The organism is Streptomyces sp. NPDC017520, assembly GCF_044329855.1.
GTDB lineage: Bacteria > Actinomycetota > Actinomycetes > Streptomycetales > Streptomycetaceae > Streptomyces.
On the sequence record NZ_JBIRKB010000003.1, the window covers coordinates 67102 to 86536 of the forward strand.

Below are 19435 nucleotides of genomic sequence, written 5' to 3' on the forward strand. Positions count from 1 at the left end.
GCGCCGCTGAGTCGGCCCACGTGCCATCAGGTCCGGTGCCCGGGTGCCATCAGGCCAGGTGGGTGGTGGCTACGCCGCTCCGGCAGGGGTCGGAGCGGAACCGTCCGCCAGGCGGTCGCCGATGGCCCGGAGGCCGTTCAGGTCGTGTACGTCGCCGGGCAGCGCTGCCACGGCCGTCACCGGCACCTCGGGGTGCATCGCGGTGAAGCGGTCGCGGGTGCGGTGTTCGCGCGCGACGACCTGCATGCGTTCGGCGTGCAGACGCAGCAGACCCGCCGTCAGTTCGTCGACGCCCACGGCCTCGTCGGCGGTCGCGTCCGCGGAGTCGGTCGCGACGGCGGAGTCGGCCGCGTTCGCGGGGACCGTCGCGTCGTCAGGGGTGTTCGCGGATGTCGCGATGTTCTCGTGGGGCGGCTCGTTCTCCGTCGTGTCCTGGTGCTCGGCTGCGGGCTCGGGGCCGGACGCCTGCCCTGCCTCGGGGGAGAGGGGCGGCTCGGTCGGTCCGGAAGCGGTGACCGCCGGGTCGGGGGCTTCCTGGTCACCAAGGCCAGCTTTCCCGGCCCTCTGATCCACAATGCGGGTGTCGTCAAGATTTTCTGCGGCGGCCAGTGCCTGCTCGGCGGAGAGCCGCGAAGCCTCGCTGCCGTGCACACGGTTGAGGACCAGACCGGCCAGCGGCATCTTCTCGGCGGCCAGCCGTTCCACGAAGTAGGCCGCCTCGCGCAGCGCGTCCTGCTCCGGCGTCGCCACCACGAGAAAGGCCGTGCCGGGCGCCTGGAGCAGCTTGTACGTGGCGTCCGCGCGGCTGCGGAAGCCGCCGAACATGGTGTCCATCGCGGCGACGAACGTCTGGACGTCCCGCAGGAACTGCCCCCCGAGCAGCTTGCCCAGCGTTCCGCTCATCATCGACATGCCGACATTGAGGAACTTCATCCCGGCCCGGCCGCCCACCTTCGCCGGCGCCATCAGCAGCCGGATGAACTTCCCGTCGAGGAACGATCCGAGCCGCTTCGGCGCGTCCAGGAAGTCCAGGGCGGAGCGCGAGGGCGGGGTATCGACGATGATCAGGTCCCACTCGTCGCGCGCGCGCAACTGCCCGAGCTTCTCCATCGCCATGTACTCCTGTGTACCGGCGAACCCGGCCGACAGGGACTGGTAGAAGGGGTTCTCCAGGATCGCCCTGGCCCGTTCGGCGTCCGCGTGGGCCTCGACGGTCTCGTCGAAGGTCCGCTTCATGTCCAGCATCATGGCGTGCAGTTCTCCCGCGCCGTCGATGCCGTCGACCCGTCTCGGCACGTTGTCCAGCCGGTCGATGCCCATGGACTGGGCGAGCCGGCGGGCCGGGTCGATGGTGAGGACGACGGCCTTCCGGCCGCGCTCGGCGGCCCGTACGCCCAGGGCGGCGGCGGTCGTGGTCTTGCCGACCCCGCCGGAGCCGCAGCACACGACGATCCGGATGCCCGGGTCGTCCAGCAGTGCGTCCGTGTCCAGCCCCGCCACGGGCGTGCCCCCACCGGCTGTGTCCGCCGTCATGCGTCTCCCTCTTCCCCCGTGCCCTGCTTACGGAGCTCCGTGGCCAGGTCGTGCAGCGCGGCGAGGTCCACCCCGTCGCCGATCAGGGGCAGCTCCGCGGTCGGCAGCCCGAGACCGGCCAGCACCGCCCGCTGCTCCCGCTCCAGGCCGACCCGCTCGGCGTGCTCGGCCGCCTGCTCGACCAGGGGCCGTACGAGCGCCGCGGAACCGGTCACTCCGGCCCGGGTCAGCGCTTTGGCGATCTCCTTGCGGCGGCCGCCCGCGGCGGTGCGCAGGGCGTCCTCGTCGAGCAGATGCGGGCGGACCATGTTCACGAAGACGCTGCCCACGGGCAGTTCGGCGGCGCGCAGCTCGGCGATGCCGTCCGCGGTCTCCTGGACCGGCATCTCCTCCAGGAGGGTCACCAGATGGACCGCGGTCTGCGGGGACTTCAGGACCCGCATCACGGCCTGGGCCTGGTTGTGTATGGGGCCGATCCGGGCCAGCCCGGCGACCTCGTCGTTGACGTTCAGGAAGCGGGTGATCCGGCCGGTCGGCGGGGCGTCCATGATCACGTGGTCGTAGACGAACCGGCCCTGCTTGTCCTTGCGGCGTACGGCTTCGCACGCCTTGCCGGTCAGCAGGACGTCCCGGACGCCGGGCGCGATGGTGGTCGCGAAGTCGATCGCGCCGAGCTTCTTCAGCGCCCGGCCGGCGCTGCCCAGCTTGTAGAACATCTGGAGGTAGTCGAGGAGCGCGCGTTCGGCGTCGATCGCCAGCGCGTACACCTCGCCGCCGCCCGGCGCGACGGCGATCTTGCGCTCCTCGTAGGGGAGCGCGTCGGAACCGAAGAGCTGGGCGATGCCCTGCCTGCCCTCGACCTCGACGAGGAGGGTGCGCCTGCCCTCGGTCGCGAGGGCGAGCGCGAGGGCGGCGGCGACCGTGGTCTTACCGGTGCCGCCCTTGCCGCTGACGACCTGGAACCTGCTCACGTATTCGAGCCTAACCAGTCCGGCCCCGGGCTACGCACGGGACCGTACGTGCCAGGCGTTACAGTCGGGCCCATGACCAAGTGGGAATACGCGACCGTGCCGCTTCTCGTGCACGCGACCAAGCAGATTCTGGACACCTGGGGCGAGGACGGCTGGGAGCTGGTCCAGGTCGTTCCCGGCCCGAACAACCCCGAGCAGCTCGTGGCCTACCTGAAGCGGGAGAAGCCGTAGTGGCGGGCGCCGTCGAGGCGCGGCTCGCCGAACTCGGCCTGATCCTGCCCGCCGTCGTGCCGCCGCTGGCCTCTTACCAGCCGGCCGTGCGGTCCGGGGTGTATGTGTACACCTCGGGCCAGCTGCCGATGGTGGACGGCAAGCTCGCCGTCACCGGCAAGGTCGGCGCCGAGGTCACGCCGGACGAGGCGAAGGAGCTCGCGAAGACCTGCGCGCTCAACGCCCTGGCCGCCGTGAAGTCGGTCGTCGGCGACCTGGACCGGATCGAGCGCGTCGTGAAGGTCGTGGGCTTCGTCGCCTCGGCCTCCGACTTCACCGGCCAGCCCGCCGTGATCAACGGCGCCAGCGAGCTGCTGGGCGCGGTCCTCGGCGACAAGGGCGTGCACGCCCGCAGCGCCGTGGGCGTCGCCGTGCTGCCGTTGGACGCGCCGGTCGAGGTCGAGGTCCAGGTGGAGCTCGCCGACGCCTGAGATTTCCTTCTCGCTCCTCCTTTCGATCCCGTCCGGTCCTGGCGACCGGGCGGGATCGTTTGTGTACCGGGGTTGGTGCGCGTGCCGGGCTTGGTGAGCATGTACGGGCATTGGCGGCATGTACGGGGCGGTGGCGGGCGGGTACGGGCACGGGCGGGGCGGGTGCCGGGGCGTGTCGGGTCACCGCGACGATCGGGGAGCCGGGAGCCCCTCGAACATCGGCGCGGTTCCGGATAGCCTCCGGCCATGTCCCAAGGTCAGTGGTACCCCCCGGAATGGCCCGACCGGATCCGGGCCCTCGCCGCCGGTGAGCTGACGGCCGTGGCACCCCGGCGGGCCGCCACCGTGATGCTGCTCCGCGATCCGGGCGGGTCCGAGGCGGGCGGGGCGGGCGGTGGTCCCGGCAGGACGGGCGGTGATCCGAGCAGGACGGGCGCCGATCCGGGCAGGACGGGCGGTGATCCGGGCAGAACGGGCGGCGCGCCCGGTGGCCCTGTCGTGCACATGCTTCGTCGCCGGACCTCCATGGCCTTCGCCGGGGGCGCGTACGCCTATCCGGGTGGCGGGGTCGATCCGCGCGACGACGACCGGCTGATCGGGTGGGCCGGGCCCCCGCTGGAGCAGTGGGCCGCCCGGCTCGGCGTGGCGACGGTCACCGAGGCGCAGGCCATCGTCTGCGCGGCGGTGCGCGAGACGTTCGAGGAGGCGGGCGTCCTCCTCGCCGGGCCGGCCGCGGGCACCGTGGTCGGCGACACCACCGGGGACGACTGGGAGGCCGACCGGGAGGCGCTGGTCGCCCGGGAGCTGTCCTTCGCGGAGTTCCTGGACCGACGGGGCCTGGTGCTGCGCTCGGACCTGCTGGGCGCCTGGGCGCGCTGGATCACGCCGGAGTTCGAACCGCGCCGGTACGACACCTGGTTCTTCGTCGCCGCGCTCCCCGAGGGGCAGCGCACCCGGGACGTCTCCACCGAGGCCGACCGCACGGTGTGGATCGCCCCCGCCGACGCGGCCCGCCGCTACGACCGGGGCGAGCTGCTGATGATGCCGCCCACCGTGACCACGCTGCGGGCCCTCGCGCCGTACAGGACGGCCGCGGAGGCGCTCGGGGCGGCCGACGGGCAGGACCTGGCCCCGGTCCTCGCGCAGGCCCGTCTGGAGGGCGGCGAACTGGTGCTGAGCTGGCCGGGGCACGACGAGTTCACCAAGCACGTCCCCGCGGCGGGCCCGGCAGGCGGTGGAGCGTGAGCGACGCGGCAGCACTGCCCGGACAGCCGCGCGGAACCGTGGCCTCCGGCCCCGCGACCACCCGCACCGTCAACATCCTCGCGCCCAACCCGTCCGCGATGACGCTCGACGGGACGAACACCTGGATCGTGGCCGAGCCCGACTCCGACCTCGCGGTCGTCATCGATCCCGGGCCGCTCGACGACGTACACCTGCGGGCCGTGATCGGGGCGGTGGAGCGGTCCGGGCGGCGCGTGGGCCTCACGCTGCTCACCCATGGCCACCCCGACCACGCGGAGGGCGCGGGCCGGTTCGCGGAGCTGACGGGGACGAAGGTGCGAGCCCTGGACGCCGCGCTGCGGCTGGGCGACGAGGGCCTCGCGGCCGGCGACGTGATCACCACCGGCGGCCTGGAGCTGCGGGTCGTGCCGACACCCGGGCACACCGCGGACTCGCTCTCGTTCCATCTGCCCGCCGACCGGGCGGTGCTGACGGGCGACACGATCCTGGGCCGCGGCACGACGATGGTCGCGCACCCGGACGGGCGGCTCGGCGACTACCTGGACTCGCTCAGGCGGCTGAGGTCGCTGACGGTCGACGACGGCGTCCACACGGTGCTGCCGGGCCATGGCCCGGTGCTGGAGGACGCGCAGGGGGCGGTGGAGTTCTACCTGGCCCACCGCGCGCACCGGCTCGCCCAGGTGGAGACGGCGGTGGAGGCCGGGCACCGTACGCCGTCGGAGGTGGTGGCGACGGTGTACGCCGACGTGGACCGCTCCCTGTGGCCGGCTGCCGAGCTGTCGGTGCGGGCGCAGCTGGAGTACCTGACGGAGCACGGGCTGATCCAGAGCTGATCTGGCCCCCGCGTGGCGAAGGGCCCGCGTGGCGAAGGGCCCCGCCGACGGACGTACCGGAGTGCGTACTGCGGTACGTGCCCCGGTCGGCGGGGCCCTTCGCGTACGGAAACGAGGTCAGCGCGAACGCTTCGCCAGCCGCTCCACGTCCAGCAGGATGACCGCACGGGCCTCCAAGCGCAGCCAGCCGCGGCCCGCGAAGTCCGCGAGCGCCTTGTTGACCGTCTCGCGGGAGGCGCCGACCAGCTGGGCCAGCTCCTCCTGGGTGAGGTCGTGCACGACGTGGATGCCTTCCTCGGACTGGACGCCGAAGCGGCGCGACAGGTCCAGGAGGGCGCGGGCGACCCGGCCCGGCACATCGGAGAAGACCAGGTCGGACATCTGGTCGTTGGTCTTGCGCAGCCGGCGGGCGACCGCGCGCAGCAGCGCGGTGGCCACCTCGGGGCGGGCGTTCAGCCAGGGCTGCAGGTCGCCGTGGCCGAGGCCGAGGAGCTTGACCTCGGTCAGTGCGGAGGCGGTCGCCGTACGGGGGCCCGGGTCGAAGAGCGACAGCTCCCCGATCAGCTCGCCGGGGCCGAGCACGGCCAGCATGTTCTCGCGCCCGTCGGGCGAGGTGCGGTGAAGCTTCACCTTGCCCTCGGTGACCACGTACAGGCGGTCACCCTGGTCGCCCTCGTGGAACAGCGCGTCTCCGCGCGCGAGGGTCACCTCACTCATCGAGGCGCGGAGCTCCGCGGCCTGCTCATCATCGAGCGCCGCGAAAAGCGGGGCGCGCCGCAGAACGTCGTCCACGAGTTCTCTCCTTGTCGGCCTGTTCAGGGAACCGTGGTCCCCATCATGCCGGACGGTAAAACAGTGCGATCAATCACAAACCAGTTTGACGCACGGGCGGGCCGGACCCTACGGCAGGGGGCCGATCGGGGGTGGATATGCCGTGACGGCGGTGGTTGTCGGTGCCTGGCTCTAGGCTGGCCGGGTGTCCAGAACGCCGGGGAGAGCGCGTGCCGAGGGGGCTGACGCGGTCCTGAAGGGCGGCGATTCCGCTGTGGGCGAACAGCCCTGGCCGCGCCCGAATAATGCCGCGAATGGCTCCCTCGGAGGGGCGCCCGGCTCCCCCGGAGAGCCGGGGGAGCCGCTCCGGAAGTCGGCCAGGAGGTCCGCAGTGTCATCGTCGTCATCGCCAACGCCCGCCCAACCCGCCCAACCCGGCAAATCTGGCAAATCTGTCACATCCGGTAAGAAAGCCAGGCCTGCCACGGCGCGCGAGGCGGCCGCGACCACAGCTGCCACGGCGCGTACGGCGGCCGTGGCCAAGGCGGCCACGGTGCGCAAGGCGCCGAAGGCGGAGTCGCACCTCGCGATGGTCCGCCGGGCCCGCCGGATCAACCGCGAGCTCGCCGAGGTCTATCCGTACGCCCATCCCGAGCTTGACTTCCGTAACCCGTTCGAGCTCCTCGTGGCCACGGTCCTCTCCGCCCAGACCACGGACCTGAGGGTCAACCAGACCACCCCGGCGCTCTTCGCCGCCTACCCCACGCCCGAGGACATGGCGGCGGCCGTCCCGGAGGAGATGGAGGAGATCATCCGGCCGACCGGGTTCTTCCGGGCCAAGACCAAGTCGCTGCTCGGCCTCTCGGCCGCTCTCCGGGACGAGTTCGGCGGCGAGGTCCCGGGGCGCCTGGAGGATCTGGTGAAGCTGCCCGGCGTCGGCCGCAAGACCGCCAACGTGGTCCTGGGCAACGCCTTCGGCGTCCCCGGCATCACCGTCGACACGCACTTCGGGCGCCTGGTGCGGCGCTGGAAGTGGACCGACGAGGAGGACCCGGTGAAGGTCGAGGCGGTCGTCGCCGGGATCTTCCCCAAGAGCGAGTGGACGATGCTCTCGCACCGGGTGGTGTTCCACGGCCGCCGGATCTGCCACGCCCGCAAGCCCGCCTGCGGCGCCTGCCCCATCGCCCCGCTCTGTCCTTCGTACGGAGAGGGCGAGACCGATCCGGAGAAGGCCGGGAAGCTCCTCAAGTACGAGATGGGCGGATATCCGGGCCAGCGGCTCAGCCCGCCCGCCGACTACCCGGGAAAGCCCGCGCCCGCGCTCGGGGCGGGGTGAGGGCGACGCCCCGCGCACGGCCCCCCCACACCTTCACCCCTCAGGAACACCTTCACCCCTCAGGAACACCTTCACCCCTCAGGACGGAACGGCTCGGAACGAAATGGCCGATGACAGGCGTTGTGAATCGACGGGGGTGCCTATGACGCACACGCACACACACGGCACAACGCACACGCACACACACGGCACGACGCACGCGCACACACCTGGCGTGACGCACGCCGGGAACGACCTCGCCGAGGGGCCGGATCACAGCGGTGGGGGCCGTGCTCCCGACCCGGCCGTCGCCGTCACCACGGACGGTCTGCCCGCGTGGCTCGACCCCGTCGCGGCGGCCGCGCGCAGCGTCCAGCCGCAGCAGCTCAGCCGCTTCCTGCCGCCCGAGAGCGGGGCGGGCCGGCAGTCCGCCGTCCTGGTCCTGTTCGGCGAGGGGGAGCGCGGGCCCGAGCTGCTGCTGATGGAGCGCTCCGGGACCCTGCGCTCCCACGCCGGGCAGCCGTCCTTCCCCGGCGGCGCGCTGGATCCCGAGGACGGCGACAAGGCCACCACCGGGCCCCTGCGGGCGGCGCTGCGCGAGGCCGAGGAGGAGACCGGGCTCGACCCCCGGGGCGTACAGCTCTTCGGTGTGCTGCCCCGGCTCTACATCCCGGTCAGCGGTTTCGTCGTGACGCCCGTGCTCGGCTGGTGGCGCGCGCCCAGCCCGGTCGGGGTGGTCGATCCGGCCGAGACGGCCCGGGTCTTCACGGTCCCCGTGGCGGATCTCACGGACCCCGCCAACAGGGCCACGGCCGTCCACCCGAGCGGGCACAGCGGACCGGCATTCCTGGTCGAATCGGCCCTGGTCTGGGGCTTCACCGCCGGAGTGATCGACCGGATTGTGCACTACGCGGGGTGGGAACGCCCCTGGGACAGGGCCAGACAGGTGCCGCTCGACTGGCGCGCATGACACGCTGGCTGTCCTGCTGCGCTGTTCCGGGCCCGGCCCGGACCCCGTCACCACCGACGGGTCAGGTGACGAAAGTGCGAGGCTACAGACGGTGAACGTGCTGGACATCCTGCTGCTGCTGGCTGCCGTGTGGTTCGCGGTCATCGGCTACCGCCAGGGTTTCGTCGTCGGCATCCTGTCGGTGATCGGCTTCCTCGGGGGCGGTCTCGTGGCCGTCTACCTGCTGCCGGTCATCTGGGGCCGGTTGACCGAGGACGCCGAGGTCTCCACCGCCGTCGCCATCGGCGCGGTCGTCATCGTGATCGTCTGCGCCTCGGTCGGCCAGGCCTTCACCACCCACCTGGGCAACCGGCTCCGCCGGTACATCACGTGGTCGCCCGCGCGCGCCCTGGACGCCACCGGCGGCGCCCTGGTCAATGTGGTGGCCATGCTGCTGGTGGCCTGGATGATCGGCCTGCTGCTGGCGGGCACCTCGCTGCCGACCCTCGGCAAGGAGGTCCGCCAGTCCTCGGTGCTGCTCGGGGTCGACCGGGTGATGCCGAAGCAGGCGCCCAACTGGTTCCAGGACTTCTCCTCCGTCCTCGCGCAGAACGGCTTCCCGCAGGTCTTCAGCCCGTTCGCCAACGAGCCGATCACCGAGGTCAAGGCCCCGGACCCGGCCCTCGTGGGCAGCCCGGTGGCCGCCCGCGCCAAGAAGTCGATCGTCAAGGTCGTGGGCACCGCCCCGAGCTGCGGCAAGGTCCTCGAAGGCACCGGTTTCGTCTTCTCCGAGCGCCGGGTGATGACCAACGCCCATGTGGTCGGCGGCGTGGAGGAGCCCACCGTGCAGATCGGCGGCGAAGGCCGGCTGTACGACGCGAAGGTCGTCCTCTACGACTGGCAGCGCGACATCGCGGTCCTGGACGTGCCCGATCTCCGGGCCAGGCCACTGCAGTTCACCGGCCCGGACGACGACGCGGAGTCCGGTGACAGCGCGATCGTCGCGGGCTTCCCCGAGAACGGCGCGTACGACGTGCGCTCGGCCCGCGTCCGCGCCCGCATCGACGCCGACGGCCCGGACATCTACCACCGGGGCACGGTACGCCGCGATGTGTACTCGCTCTACGCGACGGTGCGCCAGGGCAACTCGGGCGGCCCGCTGCTCACTCCGGACGGAAAGGTGTACGGGGTGGTGTTCGCCAAGTCGCTCGACGACCCGCAGACCGGCTACGCGCTGACGGCCGACGAGATCCGCGAGGACATCGAGATCGGACGTGAGGCCAACCAGCAGGTCGACAGCGAGGGCTGCGCCCTCTGAGGGCCCTCCCGTGGCCCCCGGTGGATCAGCGCCGGAAAGGGTCAGTTACGGGGGTGTCGGAGCCGTGCCGAGACCCAGCGGGCCCGACGGCGGAGGATGCGCGGAATCCCGAGGCGGGAACGGTGAAGGTCATGCACGTCGTGCACCCGGCCCCGGGGGCCGCCCCCCTCATGAGTGCTCACACCGGCTGACGCGGTGGAGCGGCGGTTGCGTGCTTCGTCAGTGAAGTCGTGCGTCCAGCCCATACCCCGACGTCTGCCCGTGACCCAAGGTCGGTAATCGTGCGCGAGTCAGCCAATTGGCCTATGCGGCGGGCAATTGGCTGTTCGTCGGGCACGCGTGCCCGTGACGGGCGGGCGGCTACCGGTCGGGCTCGGGGTCCTTGAGCCAGTTGATGAGTTCGGTGGAGAAGCCGATCGGATCCTCCTCGTGCGGGAAGTGCCCGACACCGTCGAAAAGTCGCCACCGGTAGGGCGCCTCGACGTAGTGGCCGGACCCGGCCGAACTACGGGTGCGGACCGCCGGATCGAGCGATCCGTGCAGGTGCAGCGTGGGCACCCGGACCGGACGTTTCATCCGCCGGTTGAACTGGATCCCGTCCGGACGGGCCATCGACCGCACCATCCAGCGGTACGGCTCGATCGAGCAGTGGGCGGTGGAGGGGATGCTCATGGCCCGCCGGTAGACGTCGAGGGTCTCCTCGTCGGGGAACTCCGGGGTGCGGGGGCCCGCCCAGTCCTGGATGAGGCTCCCGACCAGCGCCGCCTCGTCCGCGAGGAGCTGACGCTCCGGCAGCCACGGGCGCTGGAAGCCCCAGACGTACGAACCGGCCCGCGACTGCGCGAAGTCGGACAGCATCGACGAGCGCCAGCGGCGCGGGTGCGGCATGGAGGAGACGGCGAGCCGGCGGACGAGCTTGGGCCGCATCACGGCGGCCGTCCAGGCGAGGTAGCCGCCGAGATCGTGGCCGACCAGGGCCGCGTCGGGCTCACCGAGGGAGCGGATCACGCCGGTGACGTCGAGGGCCAGGTTGGCGGGGTCGTAACCGCGCGGTGTGCGGTCGCTGCCGCCCACCCCGCGCAGGTCCATCGCGACCGCCCGGAAGCCCGCGTCGGCGAGCGCCGGCAGCTGGTGGCGCCAGGTCCACCAGAACTGCGGGAAGCCGTGGAGCAGAAGCACCAGCGGCCCCTCGCCCATCTCCGCGATGTGGAACCGCGCACCGTTGGCCGCCACGTCACGGTGGGTCCAGGGGCCGTCGAGGCGCACCGGGCCACCGGCGGCGGCCCGGCCCGCCCGGCTCGTGGCCGGTTCGGCCGGGGCTGCCGGACCCGTCGGGCCGCATGCGCTGGAATCGGGAACCGTCATGTGGACGAGCGTGCCACAGCGTCGGCCCTGCCCTTGCCCGCGTCCTTCGTGAAGCCGCTCTCGACGCCCTTCTTCGCCAGGCTGCTGCCGGAGCGCTCGATGATCGCGTCGGCCGTGATCGACGGGCGCGGGTGCGGCTTGGCCTTCTGCAGGACGGCGGCGGTCTGTTTGGCGGAGGCGATGGACTTCTCCGGCGGCTTGACCTTCTTGAACTTCCGCAGACCGATGAATCCGATCAGGGCGGCCAGAAGGACGAAGGCGCCGGCCACGATCAGGAAGCACCACCCCAGACCCAGGCCCGAGCTGTGGATCCAGTACGCGGCCGCGAAGCTCAGCATCGGCATCGTGAACAGCAGCAACACGCCCGCGGCGATGAACGCCGCGCTGCCGATCGCCCCGCGCTTGACGTCCTGCCGCACCTCCGCCTTGGCCAGGGCGATCTCGTCGTGCACCAGCGCGGACATCTCGGCCGTCGCCGAGGCGACCAGCTGTCCGATGCTGCGGTCCGCACTGCCCGCGTAGTTGCCGGGGTCGCTCATCCCTGACTCCATCTCCGTCTTCGACACGTCCGATGTCAGATCATGCCGGACTGTTCGGCTCGTCGCGCGCTGCCCCCGCCCGCTCTTCGGCGAGACGGCGGTGTTCTGCCGCCTTCCGCTCCAGGATGGCGGCCATCCGCAGGTGGTATTCCGGATCCTCCTGCTCGTAGACGTCGGGTACCCCGGATTCGTCCTCGTCCAGCTCCTCGGCCTCGTACAGCTCCTTGTATTTGCGCACCCGGAGCTTGAGCAGTACGCAGGCGAGGAGGGCCGCGATCAACGAACCGAGCAGTACGGCTGCCTTGATCTCGTTGATCATCTCCGGGTCGCCCTCGAAGGCGAGCTCGCCGATGAGCAGCGAGACGGTGAACCCGATCCCGGCGAGTGCGGCCAGTGCCAGGACGTCTGCCCAGGCCAGGTCCTTGTTGAGCTCCGCCTTGGTGAAGCGGGCGGCGAGGTAGGTGCCGCCGAAGATGCCGACGGTCTTCCCGACGACGAGACCGAGGACGACGCCGAGCGTTTCGGGCCGGGTGAAGACGCCGGCCAGCGCCTCGCCGTTCAGCGCGACCCCGGCCGAGAACAGGGCGAAGAGCGGGACGGCGATCCCGGCCGACAGCGGGCGGACCAGGTGCTCGATGTGCTCACCGGGGGAGTGCTTCTCGCCCTCGCGACGGCTGCAGCGCAGCATCAGACCCATCGCGACACCGGCGATGGTGGCGTGGATGCCGCTGTTGTACATCAGCCCCCAGATGACCAGGGCGAGCGGAACGTAGACGTACCAGCCCCGGACGTCGAAGCGGAGGAGCAGGTAGAAGACGGCCAGGCCGAGCACGGCCCCGCCGAGCGCCAGGAAGTTCAGGTCCGAGGTGAAGAACACCGCGATGATCAGGATCGCGAAGAGGTCGTCGACCACGGCCAGGGTCAGCAGGAAGGCCCGGAGCGCGGACGGCAGCGAGGTGCCGATCACGGCGAGGACGGCGAGCGCGAAGGCGATGTCGGTGGCGGTGGGGACGGCCCAGCCGTTCGTCGAGCCGCCGCCGACGACCACGGTGAGGAAGTAGACGAGGGCGGGCACGGCCATGCCGCACAGGGCTGCCACCACCGGGAGGGCCGCGGCCTTCGGATCGCGGAGTTCGCCCGCTACCAGTTCGCGCTTGAGTTCGACGCCGGCGACGAAGAAGAAGACCGCGAGCAGTCCGTCCGCCGCCCAGTGCGCGACGGAGAGGTCCAGGCCGATGGCGTCGATGCCGAAGTGGAACTTGCTGACCGTTTCGTACGAGTCGCCGAAGGCGTTGGCCCACACGAGCGCGGCGACGGCCGCGGCCAGCAGAAGCATCCCGCCGACCGTCTCGGTGCGGAGCGCTTCCGCCACGTAGTTCCGCTCGGTGAGGGAGAGCCGGCCGAGCAGCGAACGTGGGGGCGGTGTGGGGGTGGGCGGGTTGGGCGGTGCCACGAGTGGACCTCCAGGTCAGGGGCGGCATGAGGGCATGACTGATGGACATGCCGACCAGACTTCCCGGCGCCCCTGTGGAGATGTTCTCTGCAGTTGTGGGTGAAGCGCCCACTCTACCGGGGGCGTGAAGAGCGGGACCGTATGAGGTGATCTTCAGACTAAATGCCCGATGGGCACCCGGCGCGTTGCCGGATGCCCATCGGAGCCGTACTCCGTACTCATGCGTCTGTTCTGGCCTGTGCTGTCGGTCCTAGTCCTCGGACGAGGAAGACGGCAGCTGGGTGGTGATCAGGTCCATCACCGTCGAGTCAGCCAGCGTGGTGACGTCGCCGACCTCACGGTTCTCGGCGACGTCGCGGAGCAGACGGCGCATGATCTTGCCGGAGCGGGTCTTGGGCAGCTCGGCGACCGGCAGGACCCGCTTGGGCTTGGCGATCGGGCCCAGGGTCGTGCCGACGTGGTTACGCAGGTCGGCGACGAGTTCGTCGGAGGCGGTGGCGGTACCGCGCAGGATCACGAACGCCACGATGGCCTGGCCGGTCGTCTCGTCGGCGGCGCCGACCACGGCGGCCTCGGCGACCGACGGGTGGGAGACGAGGGCGGATTCGACCTCGGTGGTGGAGATGTTGTGCCCGGAGACGAGCATGACGTCGTCGACCCGGCCGAGCAGCCAGATGTCTCCGTCCTCGTCCTTCTTCGCACCGTCGCCCGCGAAGTACTTGCCCTCGAAACGCGACCAGTAGGTGTCGATGAACCGCTGGTCGTCGCCCCAGATGGTGCGGAGCATGGAGGGCCACGGCTCGGTGAGGACGAGGTAGCCGCCCCCGCCGTCCGGCACCTCGTTGGCGTCGTCGTCCACCACGGTGGCGGCGATGCCCGGCAGCGCGCGCTGGGCGCTTCCCGGCTTCGTCTCCGTCACACCGGGCAGCGGCGAGATCATCATCGCGCCGGTCTCGGTCTGCCACCAGGTGTCCACGATGGGGCACTTGTCGGCGCCGATGTTCTTCCGGTACCACATCCACGCCTCGGGGTTGATCGGCTCACCGACCGAACCCAGGACGCGGAGGCTGCTCAGGTCGAACTTCGCGGGGATGTCGTCGCCCCACTTCATGAACGTACGGATCGCCGTGGGGGCGGTGTAGAGGATCGTGACGCCGTACTTCTGCACGATCTCCCAGAACCGGCCCTGGTGCGGGGTGTCCGGGGTGCCCTCGTACATGACCTGCGTCGCACCGTTGGCCAGCGGCCCGTAGACGATGTACGAGTGCCCGGTGACCCAGCCGATGTCGGCGGTGCACCAGTAGACGTCGGACTCCGGCTTGAGGTCGAAGACCGCGTTGTGCGTGTAGGACGCCTGGGTGAGGTAGCCGCCGGAGGTGTGCAGGATGCCCTTCGGCTTACCCGTGGTGCCCGAGGTGTAGAGGATGAAGAGCGGCTGCTCCGCCTCGAAGGCCTCGGGGGTGTGATCGGCGGACTGCCGAGCGGTGATCTCGTGCCACCAGACGTCGCGGCCCTCGGTCCACGCGGTGTCCTGGCCGGTGCGGCGGACGACGAGGACGTGCTCGACGTTCTCGAACCGCGAGACGGCGTCGTCGACCGCGGGCTTGAGCGCGGACGGCTTGCCGCGGCGGTAGCCGCCGTCGGCCGTGATGACGACCTTGGCGTCCGCGTCCTTGATACGGGCGGCGATGGCGTCGGCCGAGAAGCCGCCGAAGACCACGGAGTGCGCGGCGCCGATGCGGGCGCAGGCCAGCATCGCGATGGCGGCCTCGGGGATCATCGGCAGGTAGACGGCGACCCGGTCGCCCTTGCCGACGCCCAGCTCGGTCAGGGCGTTGGCGGCGCGGGAGACCTCGTCCTTCAGCTCCGCGTAGGTGATGGCGCGGCTGTCGCCCGGCTCGCCCTCGAAGTGGATGGCGACCCGGTCGCCGTTGCCCGCCTCGACGTGGCGGTCCACGCAGTTGTACGCGACGTTCAGCTTGCCGTCCGCGAACCACTTCGCGAAGGGCGGGTTGCTCCAGTCGAGGGTCTCGGTCGGCTCGGTGGCCCACGTCAGGCGGCGGGCCTGCTCGGCCCAGAAGCCCAGCCGGTCCGCCTCGGCCTGCTCGTACGCCTCTGCGGTGACGTTGGCGTTGGCGGCCAGCTCAGCAGGTGGAGCGAATTTCCGCTCTTCCCGAAGCAGATTGGCCAGGCTCTCGTTGCTCACGACTTCTCCCAGTCCCAGGGTGTCCGTTGTGTCCCGGGGCATAGCTCATCAGGCGTGGGGCCAGGTGACAAGGGCCTGCCGGGAATTGGTTTAGACCTGTGTCTTCGTGTATGGAGCCATGATCCCGCTCCGCGGTCGAGGGTCGCCGCGCGACGCGTGGCGCGCGGCAGTTCCGCCCCCGTCGGGGCGTGTCGGTCGGGCGTGTCGGTCGGGTGTGGCGGTCGTGTGTGCCGATCGGGTGCGGCGGGTGTGGAGGGAGTGGCGGGTGTGGCGGGTGTGACGCGGAACGGGTCGCCTGGTTGCACGGGCTCTGGGTGCGCCCGGTTCAGGCCAGGGCTAGTTGGGCTAGTTGATGTCTCTTAGCAGTGAATAAGCAGCTTTTCATTCGGTATGTCGCCCTTGCTGTGCGGAACCGTGTGCGAATTTGGCCGCGCCGTGTCGGCACTTCAACGCAAATAACCTGCAAGGAAGAGGGTGGGCGGATGATGGCCGCCACGAAGAGGATCACCTTGGGCGTTATGTCCACGGCCTTGGTCGCCGTGCTCGCGGGCTGTTCCGGAGCCGGATCCGGGGGGTCCGCATCCGGGGGCGCCGGAGCCGACAAGGAGAAGGGCGCCCACGGCGCCAAGGAGAACCCCCCGGCCGCCGCCCCGAAGAACGCGGTCAAGCTCATCGGGGACGGCTCCACCGCCTTCACCGGCGCCCAGCCGAAGATGCCGGCCGTCGAACGCCTGGCGCCCGGCGAGAAGCCACCTCAGTTCGTGGTCTTCTCCTGGGACGGAGCCGGAGAGGACAGCCAGAAGCTCTTCTCGCACTTCCGCGGCGTGGCAAAAAAGTACAACGCCAAGATGACGTACTTCCTCAGCGGCGTGTACCTGCTGCCGGAGGAGAAGAAGGACCTTTACAACCCGCCCCAGCACGCGCCGGGCCGTTCCGACATCGGCTTCAACGACACCGAGGGCATCCGGGACACCCTCAACGAGGTGCGTGCCGCATGGCTGGAAGGCAACGAGATCGGCACCCACTTCAACGGCCACTTCTGTGGCAAGGACGGCGGCGTCGGGACCTGGTCCGTCGATGAGTGGAAGAGCGAGATCAGCCAGGCGAAAGCCTTCGTCAAGGGCTGGAAGACCAACACTCCGGAGCTGAAGGACGAGGACCCGCTCCCCTTCGACTACGACAAGGAACTGGTCGGCGCCCGCACCCCCTGTCTCGAAGGCCAGAAGAACATGGTCGCCGCCGCCCGGACCATGGGCTTCCGCTACGACTCCAGCGGCGTCGGCAACCAGGTCTGGCCCAAGAAGAAGGATGGGGTCTGGGACATTCCGCTCCAGCTCGTTCCGATGCCGGGCCGCGCCTTCGAGACCCTCTCGATGGACTACAACTTCATGGTCAACCAGTCCGGTACGACCACCCAGGGGGACCCCTCCCAGCACGAGTACTGGGGCGACCAGATGCGGGACGGGCTGCTTCAGGCCTTCGACCGTTCGTACAACGGGAACAGGGCGCCTCTGATCATCGGCAACCACTTCGAGTCCTGGAACGGCGGCACCTACATGCGCGCCATCGAGGAGACCATCGCGCAGGTGTGCACCAAGGAGGGCGTGCGCTGCGTGTCCTTCCGTCAGCTCGCCGACTGGCTGGACGCACAGGACCCGAAGACGCTGGCCAAGCTCACCACGCTCGGCGTCGGCGAGGCGCCCAAGGCTGGCTGGTCGTCCTACCTCGGCACCCAGCAGGCCGCCGCGCAACCCGCGGGCAAGGGCAAGAGCGAGGATGAGGGCAAGGACGAGGGCAAGGGCAAGGGTGAGGACCAGGGCCAGGGCGAGGACCCGCGCAAGGGTGAGGGGTAAGGACCAGGCCCCGGCCGAGGTCGCCGGGGAGGCTCCGGATCAGGCCTCGGACGGGGGTCCCGGGGAGGCTCCGGATCAGGCCCCGGGCGGGGGTGCCGGGGAGGCCCCGGGGCAGGGTCCGGATCAGGCCCGGGCGCTGCCCCGGGTCAGGGTGACGCGGGCTTGGCTCCCGCCGGAGCGACTGACTGAAGCACCGCCGGAGCGACTGGCTGAAGCACCGAGGGGACGCCGGCCGAAGCGTCGATGGAACGCCGGCCGAAGCATCGGCAGATCGCGCACCGCATCGTTCGCCCCCTCGTCGGCCCGTCGGCGCCCCCTCGTCGGCCACAGAAGGCGGCCGACGGAAGGTGGCCGGCGAGGGACCGCCGAGCAGGCCCGTGCGATGAGTCAGGCGGGTGCGGTCACGCCCGCTGCTGTGTGGCGTTCGTCGAGCACGAAGGCGGGGTCGACCTGGGCGGCCAGGTCGGCGCCGGTCTTCTCGTTGCCCCAGCTCTCGGCGTTCTTCAGATGGAAGTGCACCATCTGTCGTGTGTAGCGTTCCCAGTCACGCGACCCGTACGAGTCCTCGGCGGCGTCCTGCAGCGTCTGCAGGGCCATCCGGTTGTCGGCCTCCAGCAGCTCGAACCCGGACGGCCGACCCTTCTCCATCGACCGCACCCAGTCGGAGTGGCCGACCCCGATCAGCAGGTCGTCGCCGACCTCCGCACGCAGGAACTCCAGGTCGTCCGGGCCCTGCACCTTGTTCCCGACGACCTTCAGGGCGACGCCGAAGTCGCGTGCGTACTCCTTGTACTGGCGGTAGACGGACACCCCCTTACGGGTCGGCTCCGCAACCAGGAACGTCATGTCGAAGCGCGTGAACATACCCGAGGCGAACGAGTCCGAGCCCGCCGTCATATCGACCACGACGTACTCGTCGGGACCGTCGACCAGGTGGTTGAGGCAGAGCTCCACGGCCCCGACCTTGGAGTGGTAGCAAGCCACACCGAGATCGGACTCCGTGAAGGGCCCCGTCGCCATCAGCCGGACGTCCCCGTCGTCCAGCCGAACCGTGCGCGCGCAGGCCGCGAAGATCGGGTTGTCCTCGCGTACCCGCAGCAGCCGGGAGCCCTCGCCGGGCGGAGTCGTCTTGATCATCGTCTCGGCGGAAGCGATACGGGGGTTGGCGCCCCGCAGGTAGTTCTTGATGAGCGGGAGGTGCGCCCCCATGGCGGGCAGCGCGGCGGCCTCTGCCTCGTCGAGGCCGAGAGCGGCCCCCAGGTGCTGGTTGATATCGGCGTCCACGGCGATGACGTGGGCTTCGTTGGCGGCGAGATGGCGGATGAAGAGCGAGGACAGCGTGGTCTTTCCGCTGCCGCCCTTCCCGACGAAAGCGATCTTCATGTTCACCTAGGGTAGCTGGTCCGTTGCGGTGTGCTGTCACTGTTCGTGAAGAAGGCCACTTGAGGTTGGGGGTGGTACGGGAGTGGTGTGCGCGTAGCCTCGCTACTTATGAGTACGACTGCCTCTGACCCGCTCGCCACGCTCGGTTCCCTGCCCGGCGTTCCCGATGCCGTGGACTCCGTGCGCAAGGCCGTCGACCGGGTCTACGGTCATCGCGTCATGCGACGCCGCAGCAATGAGGTCACGGCTGAAGCCGCACTGCGAGGTTCTCGCGGTTCGGCCGCGTTGGCCGGTGCCGACTGGAACCTCGAGGAGGTGCGTCGGCGTACCGACTTCAGCGGTGAGGACGAGGCGCGCATGGTCGGCGCCGCACTGAGGCTCACGGCGGAGGCTGGGCAACTCCTTTCCATCTGGCGGCAGTCACCCCTACGGGTGCTGGCTCGGTTGCATCTGGTGGCGGCCGGCGGAGTGACTTCCGACGACGCGGTGGTGGGGCGCCCTCGGCTGGCGGGTGAATCCGTCGACGAGCCGCTGATCGAGGCACCTGTTCCCGGGGCCGATGAGGTCTCCGGACGGCTCGAAGGGCTCTCGCAGCTGATCATTGCTGGCGGCAGCGCCCCCGCGCTGGTCACAGCCGCCGTGGTGCACGGTGAGCTACTGGCGTTGCGTCCGTTCGGCTCGCACAACGGTCTGGTGGCCCGGACCGCCGAGCGCATCGTGCTGATCGGCAGCGGGCTTGACCCGAAGTCGATCTGCCCGGCCGAGGTGGGACACGCGGAGCAGGGCCGGGCGGCCTATGTCGCGGCGTTCGAGGGCTATACGGCTGGAACCCCGGAGGGCATGGCCGCCTGGATCACCCACTGCGGGCGCTCCGTCGAGCTGGGTGTGCGCGAGTCGACCGCGGTGTGCGAGGCGCTTCAGCGCGGCGCCGCCTGAGTAGCCCTGCCGCTGCCCGGAGCCCTATGCCGGTGCGAGTTCCCTATGCCAGTGCGAGTGCCCG

The 19435-nt window shown here is 70.7% G+C and carries 18 protein-coding genes; 9 read left to right on the top strand and 9 right to left on the bottom strand.

Annotation, left to right across the window (positions count from 1 at the left end):
* Positions 1 to 69: 69 nt before the first annotated feature.
* Together ACH4KB_RS08065 and ACH4KB_RS08070 are read right to left on the bottom strand one after the other, a co-directional pair.
* A complete protein-coding gene (locus tag ACH4KB_RS08065) occupies positions 70 to 1533 on the bottom strand; it encodes an ArsA-related P-loop ATPase (RefSeq protein WP_398064795.1) in 1464 nt (487 codons plus the stop codon).
* Positions 1530 to 2504, bottom strand: a complete 975-nt coding sequence (locus tag ACH4KB_RS08070) for an ArsA family ATPase (protein ID WP_398064797.1) — start codon at positions 2502 to 2504, stop codon at positions 1530 to 1532. Before ACH4KB_RS08070 ends, ACH4KB_RS08065 begins: the two co-directional genes overlap by 4 nt.
* Positions 2505 to 2576: 72 nt before the next feature.
* On the opposite strand from ACH4KB_RS08070, the gene ACH4KB_RS08075 reads away from it, so the two are divergent.
* The 4 genes from ACH4KB_RS08075 (at position 2577) to ACH4KB_RS08090 (ending at position 5283) form a co-directional block, all read left to right on the top strand.
* Positions 2577 to 2735, top strand: coding sequence for a DUF4177 domain-containing protein (locus ACH4KB_RS08075; protein ID WP_019992579.1), 159 nt, complete (start codon positions 2577 to 2579; stop codon positions 2733 to 2735).
* The gene (locus ACH4KB_RS08080; protein ID WP_398064799.1) at positions 2735 to 3205 is read left to right on the top strand and encodes a RidA family protein; all 471 of its coding nucleotides are present in this window, start codon (positions 2735 to 2737) and stop codon (positions 3203 to 3205) included. Before ACH4KB_RS08075 ends, ACH4KB_RS08080 begins: the two co-directional genes overlap by 1 nt.
* 246 nt (positions 3206 to 3451) lie before the next feature.
* Positions 3452 to 4450: an NUDIX hydrolase gene (locus tag ACH4KB_RS08085; protein WP_398064801.1), complete on the top strand. Its 999-nt coding sequence runs from the start codon at positions 3452 to 3454 to the stop codon at positions 4448 to 4450.
* Positions 4447 to 5283 carry an MBL fold metallo-hydrolase gene (locus tag ACH4KB_RS08090; protein WP_398064803.1) on the top strand — a complete coding sequence of 279 codons (837 nt, stop codon included), beginning with the start codon at positions 4447 to 4449 and terminating at the stop codon, positions 5281 to 5283. The genes ACH4KB_RS08085 and ACH4KB_RS08090 overlap by 4 nt, the downstream gene beginning before the upstream one ends.
* A gap of 117 nt (positions 5284 to 5400) precedes the next feature.
* Here the strand turns inward: ACH4KB_RS08090 and ACH4KB_RS08095 are convergent, their stop codons facing one another.
* A complete protein-coding gene (locus tag ACH4KB_RS08095; RefSeq protein WP_003967450.1) occupies positions 5401 to 6075 on the bottom strand; it encodes a Crp/Fnr family transcriptional regulator in 675 nt (224 codons plus the stop codon).
* A gap of 370 nt (positions 6076 to 6445) precedes the next feature.
* Between ACH4KB_RS08095 and nth the strand changes: the two genes are divergently transcribed.
* The 3 genes from nth (at position 6446) to ACH4KB_RS08110 (ending at position 9636) form a co-directional block, all read left to right on the top strand.
* Positions 6446 to 7390, top strand: coding sequence for an endonuclease III (gene nth / locus ACH4KB_RS08100; protein WP_398064805.1), 945 nt, complete (start codon positions 6446 to 6448; stop codon positions 7388 to 7390).
* 142 nt (positions 7391 to 7532) lie between these two features.
* Positions 7533 to 8339: an NUDIX hydrolase gene (locus ACH4KB_RS08105; protein ID WP_398064807.1), complete on the top strand. Its 807-nt coding sequence runs from the start codon at positions 7533 to 7535 to the stop codon at positions 8337 to 8339.
* Positions 8340 to 8430: 91 nt separating this feature from the next.
* Positions 8431 to 9636: a MarP family serine protease gene (locus tag ACH4KB_RS08110; protein ID WP_398064809.1), complete on the top strand. Its 1206-nt coding sequence runs from the start codon at positions 8431 to 8433 to the stop codon at positions 9634 to 9636.
* A gap of 41 nt (positions 9637 to 9677) precedes the next feature.
* Here the strand turns inward: ACH4KB_RS08110 and ACH4KB_RS08115 are convergent, their stop codons facing one another.
* From ACH4KB_RS08115 to acs, 5 genes are all read right to left on the bottom strand, one after another.
* Positions 9678 to 9881, bottom strand: coding sequence for a hypothetical protein (locus ACH4KB_RS08115; RefSeq protein ID WP_073740733.1), 204 nt, complete (start codon positions 9879 to 9881; stop codon positions 9678 to 9680).
* A gap of 115 nt (positions 9882 to 9996) precedes the next feature.
* Complete coding sequence (locus ACH4KB_RS08120) at positions 9997 to 11001, bottom strand: alpha/beta fold hydrolase (RefSeq protein ID WP_398064811.1); 1005 nt, start codon at positions 10999 to 11001, stop codon at positions 9997 to 9999.
* Entirely contained in the window at positions 10998 to 11540 is a 543-nt protein-coding gene (locus ACH4KB_RS08125) for a phage holin family protein (RefSeq protein WP_398064813.1), read from the bottom strand. Before ACH4KB_RS08125 ends, ACH4KB_RS08120 begins: the two co-directional genes overlap by 4 nt.
* Positions 11541 to 11580: 40 nt before the next feature.
* Complete coding sequence (gene nhaA / locus ACH4KB_RS08130; protein WP_398064815.1) at positions 11581 to 12993, bottom strand: Na+/H+ antiporter NhaA; 1413 nt, start codon at positions 12991 to 12993, stop codon at positions 11581 to 11583.
* A gap of 250 nt (positions 12994 to 13243) precedes the next feature.
* Entirely contained in the window at positions 13244 to 15241 is a 1998-nt protein-coding gene (gene acs, locus ACH4KB_RS08135) for an acetate--CoA ligase (RefSeq protein ID WP_398064817.1), read from the bottom strand.
* Positions 15242 to 15681: 440 nt separating this feature from the next.
* Between acs and ACH4KB_RS08140 the strand changes: the two genes are divergently transcribed.
* The gene (locus tag ACH4KB_RS08140; RefSeq protein WP_398064819.1) at positions 15682 to 17052 is read left to right on the top strand and encodes a hypothetical protein; all 1371 of its coding nucleotides are present in this window, start codon (positions 15682 to 15684) and stop codon (positions 17050 to 17052) included.
* Between the two features lie 387 nt (positions 17053 to 17439).
* Here the strand turns inward: ACH4KB_RS08140 and ACH4KB_RS08145 are convergent, their stop codons facing one another.
* Positions 17440 to 18435, bottom strand: coding sequence for an ATP-binding protein (locus ACH4KB_RS08145; protein WP_398064821.1), 996 nt, complete (start codon positions 18433 to 18435; stop codon positions 17440 to 17442).
* Between the two features lie 108 nt (positions 18436 to 18543).
* On the opposite strand from ACH4KB_RS08145, the gene ACH4KB_RS08150 reads away from it, so the two are divergent.
* Complete coding sequence (locus tag ACH4KB_RS08150; RefSeq protein WP_398064823.1) at positions 18544 to 19371, top strand: oxidoreductase; 828 nt, start codon at positions 18544 to 18546, stop codon at positions 19369 to 19371.
* Positions 19372 to 19435: the final 64 nt, after the last annotated feature.

Coding starts and splice junctions, on each gene's coding strand:
- ACH4KB_RS08065 (WP_398064795.1), bottom strand. CDS start 1,533: ATGACGGCGGACACAGCCGGTGGGGGCACGCCCGTGGCGGGGCTGGAC.
- ACH4KB_RS08075 (WP_019992579.1), top strand. CDS start 2,577: ATGACCAAGTGGGAATACGCGACCGTGCCGCTTCTCGTGCACGCGACC.
- ACH4KB_RS08085 (WP_398064801.1), top strand. CDS start 3,452: ATGTCCCAAGGTCAGTGGTACCCCCCGGAATGGCCCGACCGGATCCGG.
- ACH4KB_RS08105 (WP_398064807.1), top strand. CDS start 7,533: ATGACGCACACGCACACACACGGCACAACGCACACGCACACACACGGC.
- ACH4KB_RS08115 (WP_073740733.1), bottom strand. CDS start 9,881: ATGGGCTGGACGCACGACTTCACTGACGAAGCACGCAACCGCCGCTCC.
- ACH4KB_RS08120 (WP_398064811.1), bottom strand. CDS start 11,001: ATGACGGTTCCCGATTCCAGCGCATGCGGCCCGACGGGTCCGGCAGCC.
- ACH4KB_RS08125 (WP_398064813.1), bottom strand. CDS start 11,540: ATGAGCGACCCCGGCAACTACGCGGGCAGTGCGGACCGCAGCATCGGA.
- acs (WP_398064817.1), bottom strand. CDS start 15,241: ATGCCCCGGGACACAACGGACACCCTGGGACTGGGAGAAGTCGTGAGC.
- ACH4KB_RS08140 (WP_398064819.1), top strand. CDS start 15,682: ATGATGGCCGCCACGAAGAGGATCACCTTGGGCGTTATGTCCACGGCC.
- ACH4KB_RS08145 (WP_398064821.1), bottom strand. CDS start 18,435: ATGAAGATCGCTTTCGTCGGGAAGGGCGGCAGCGGAAAGACCACGCTG.
- ACH4KB_RS08150 (WP_398064823.1), top strand. CDS start 18,544: ATGAGTACGACTGCCTCTGACCCGCTCGCCACGCTCGGTTCCCTGCCC.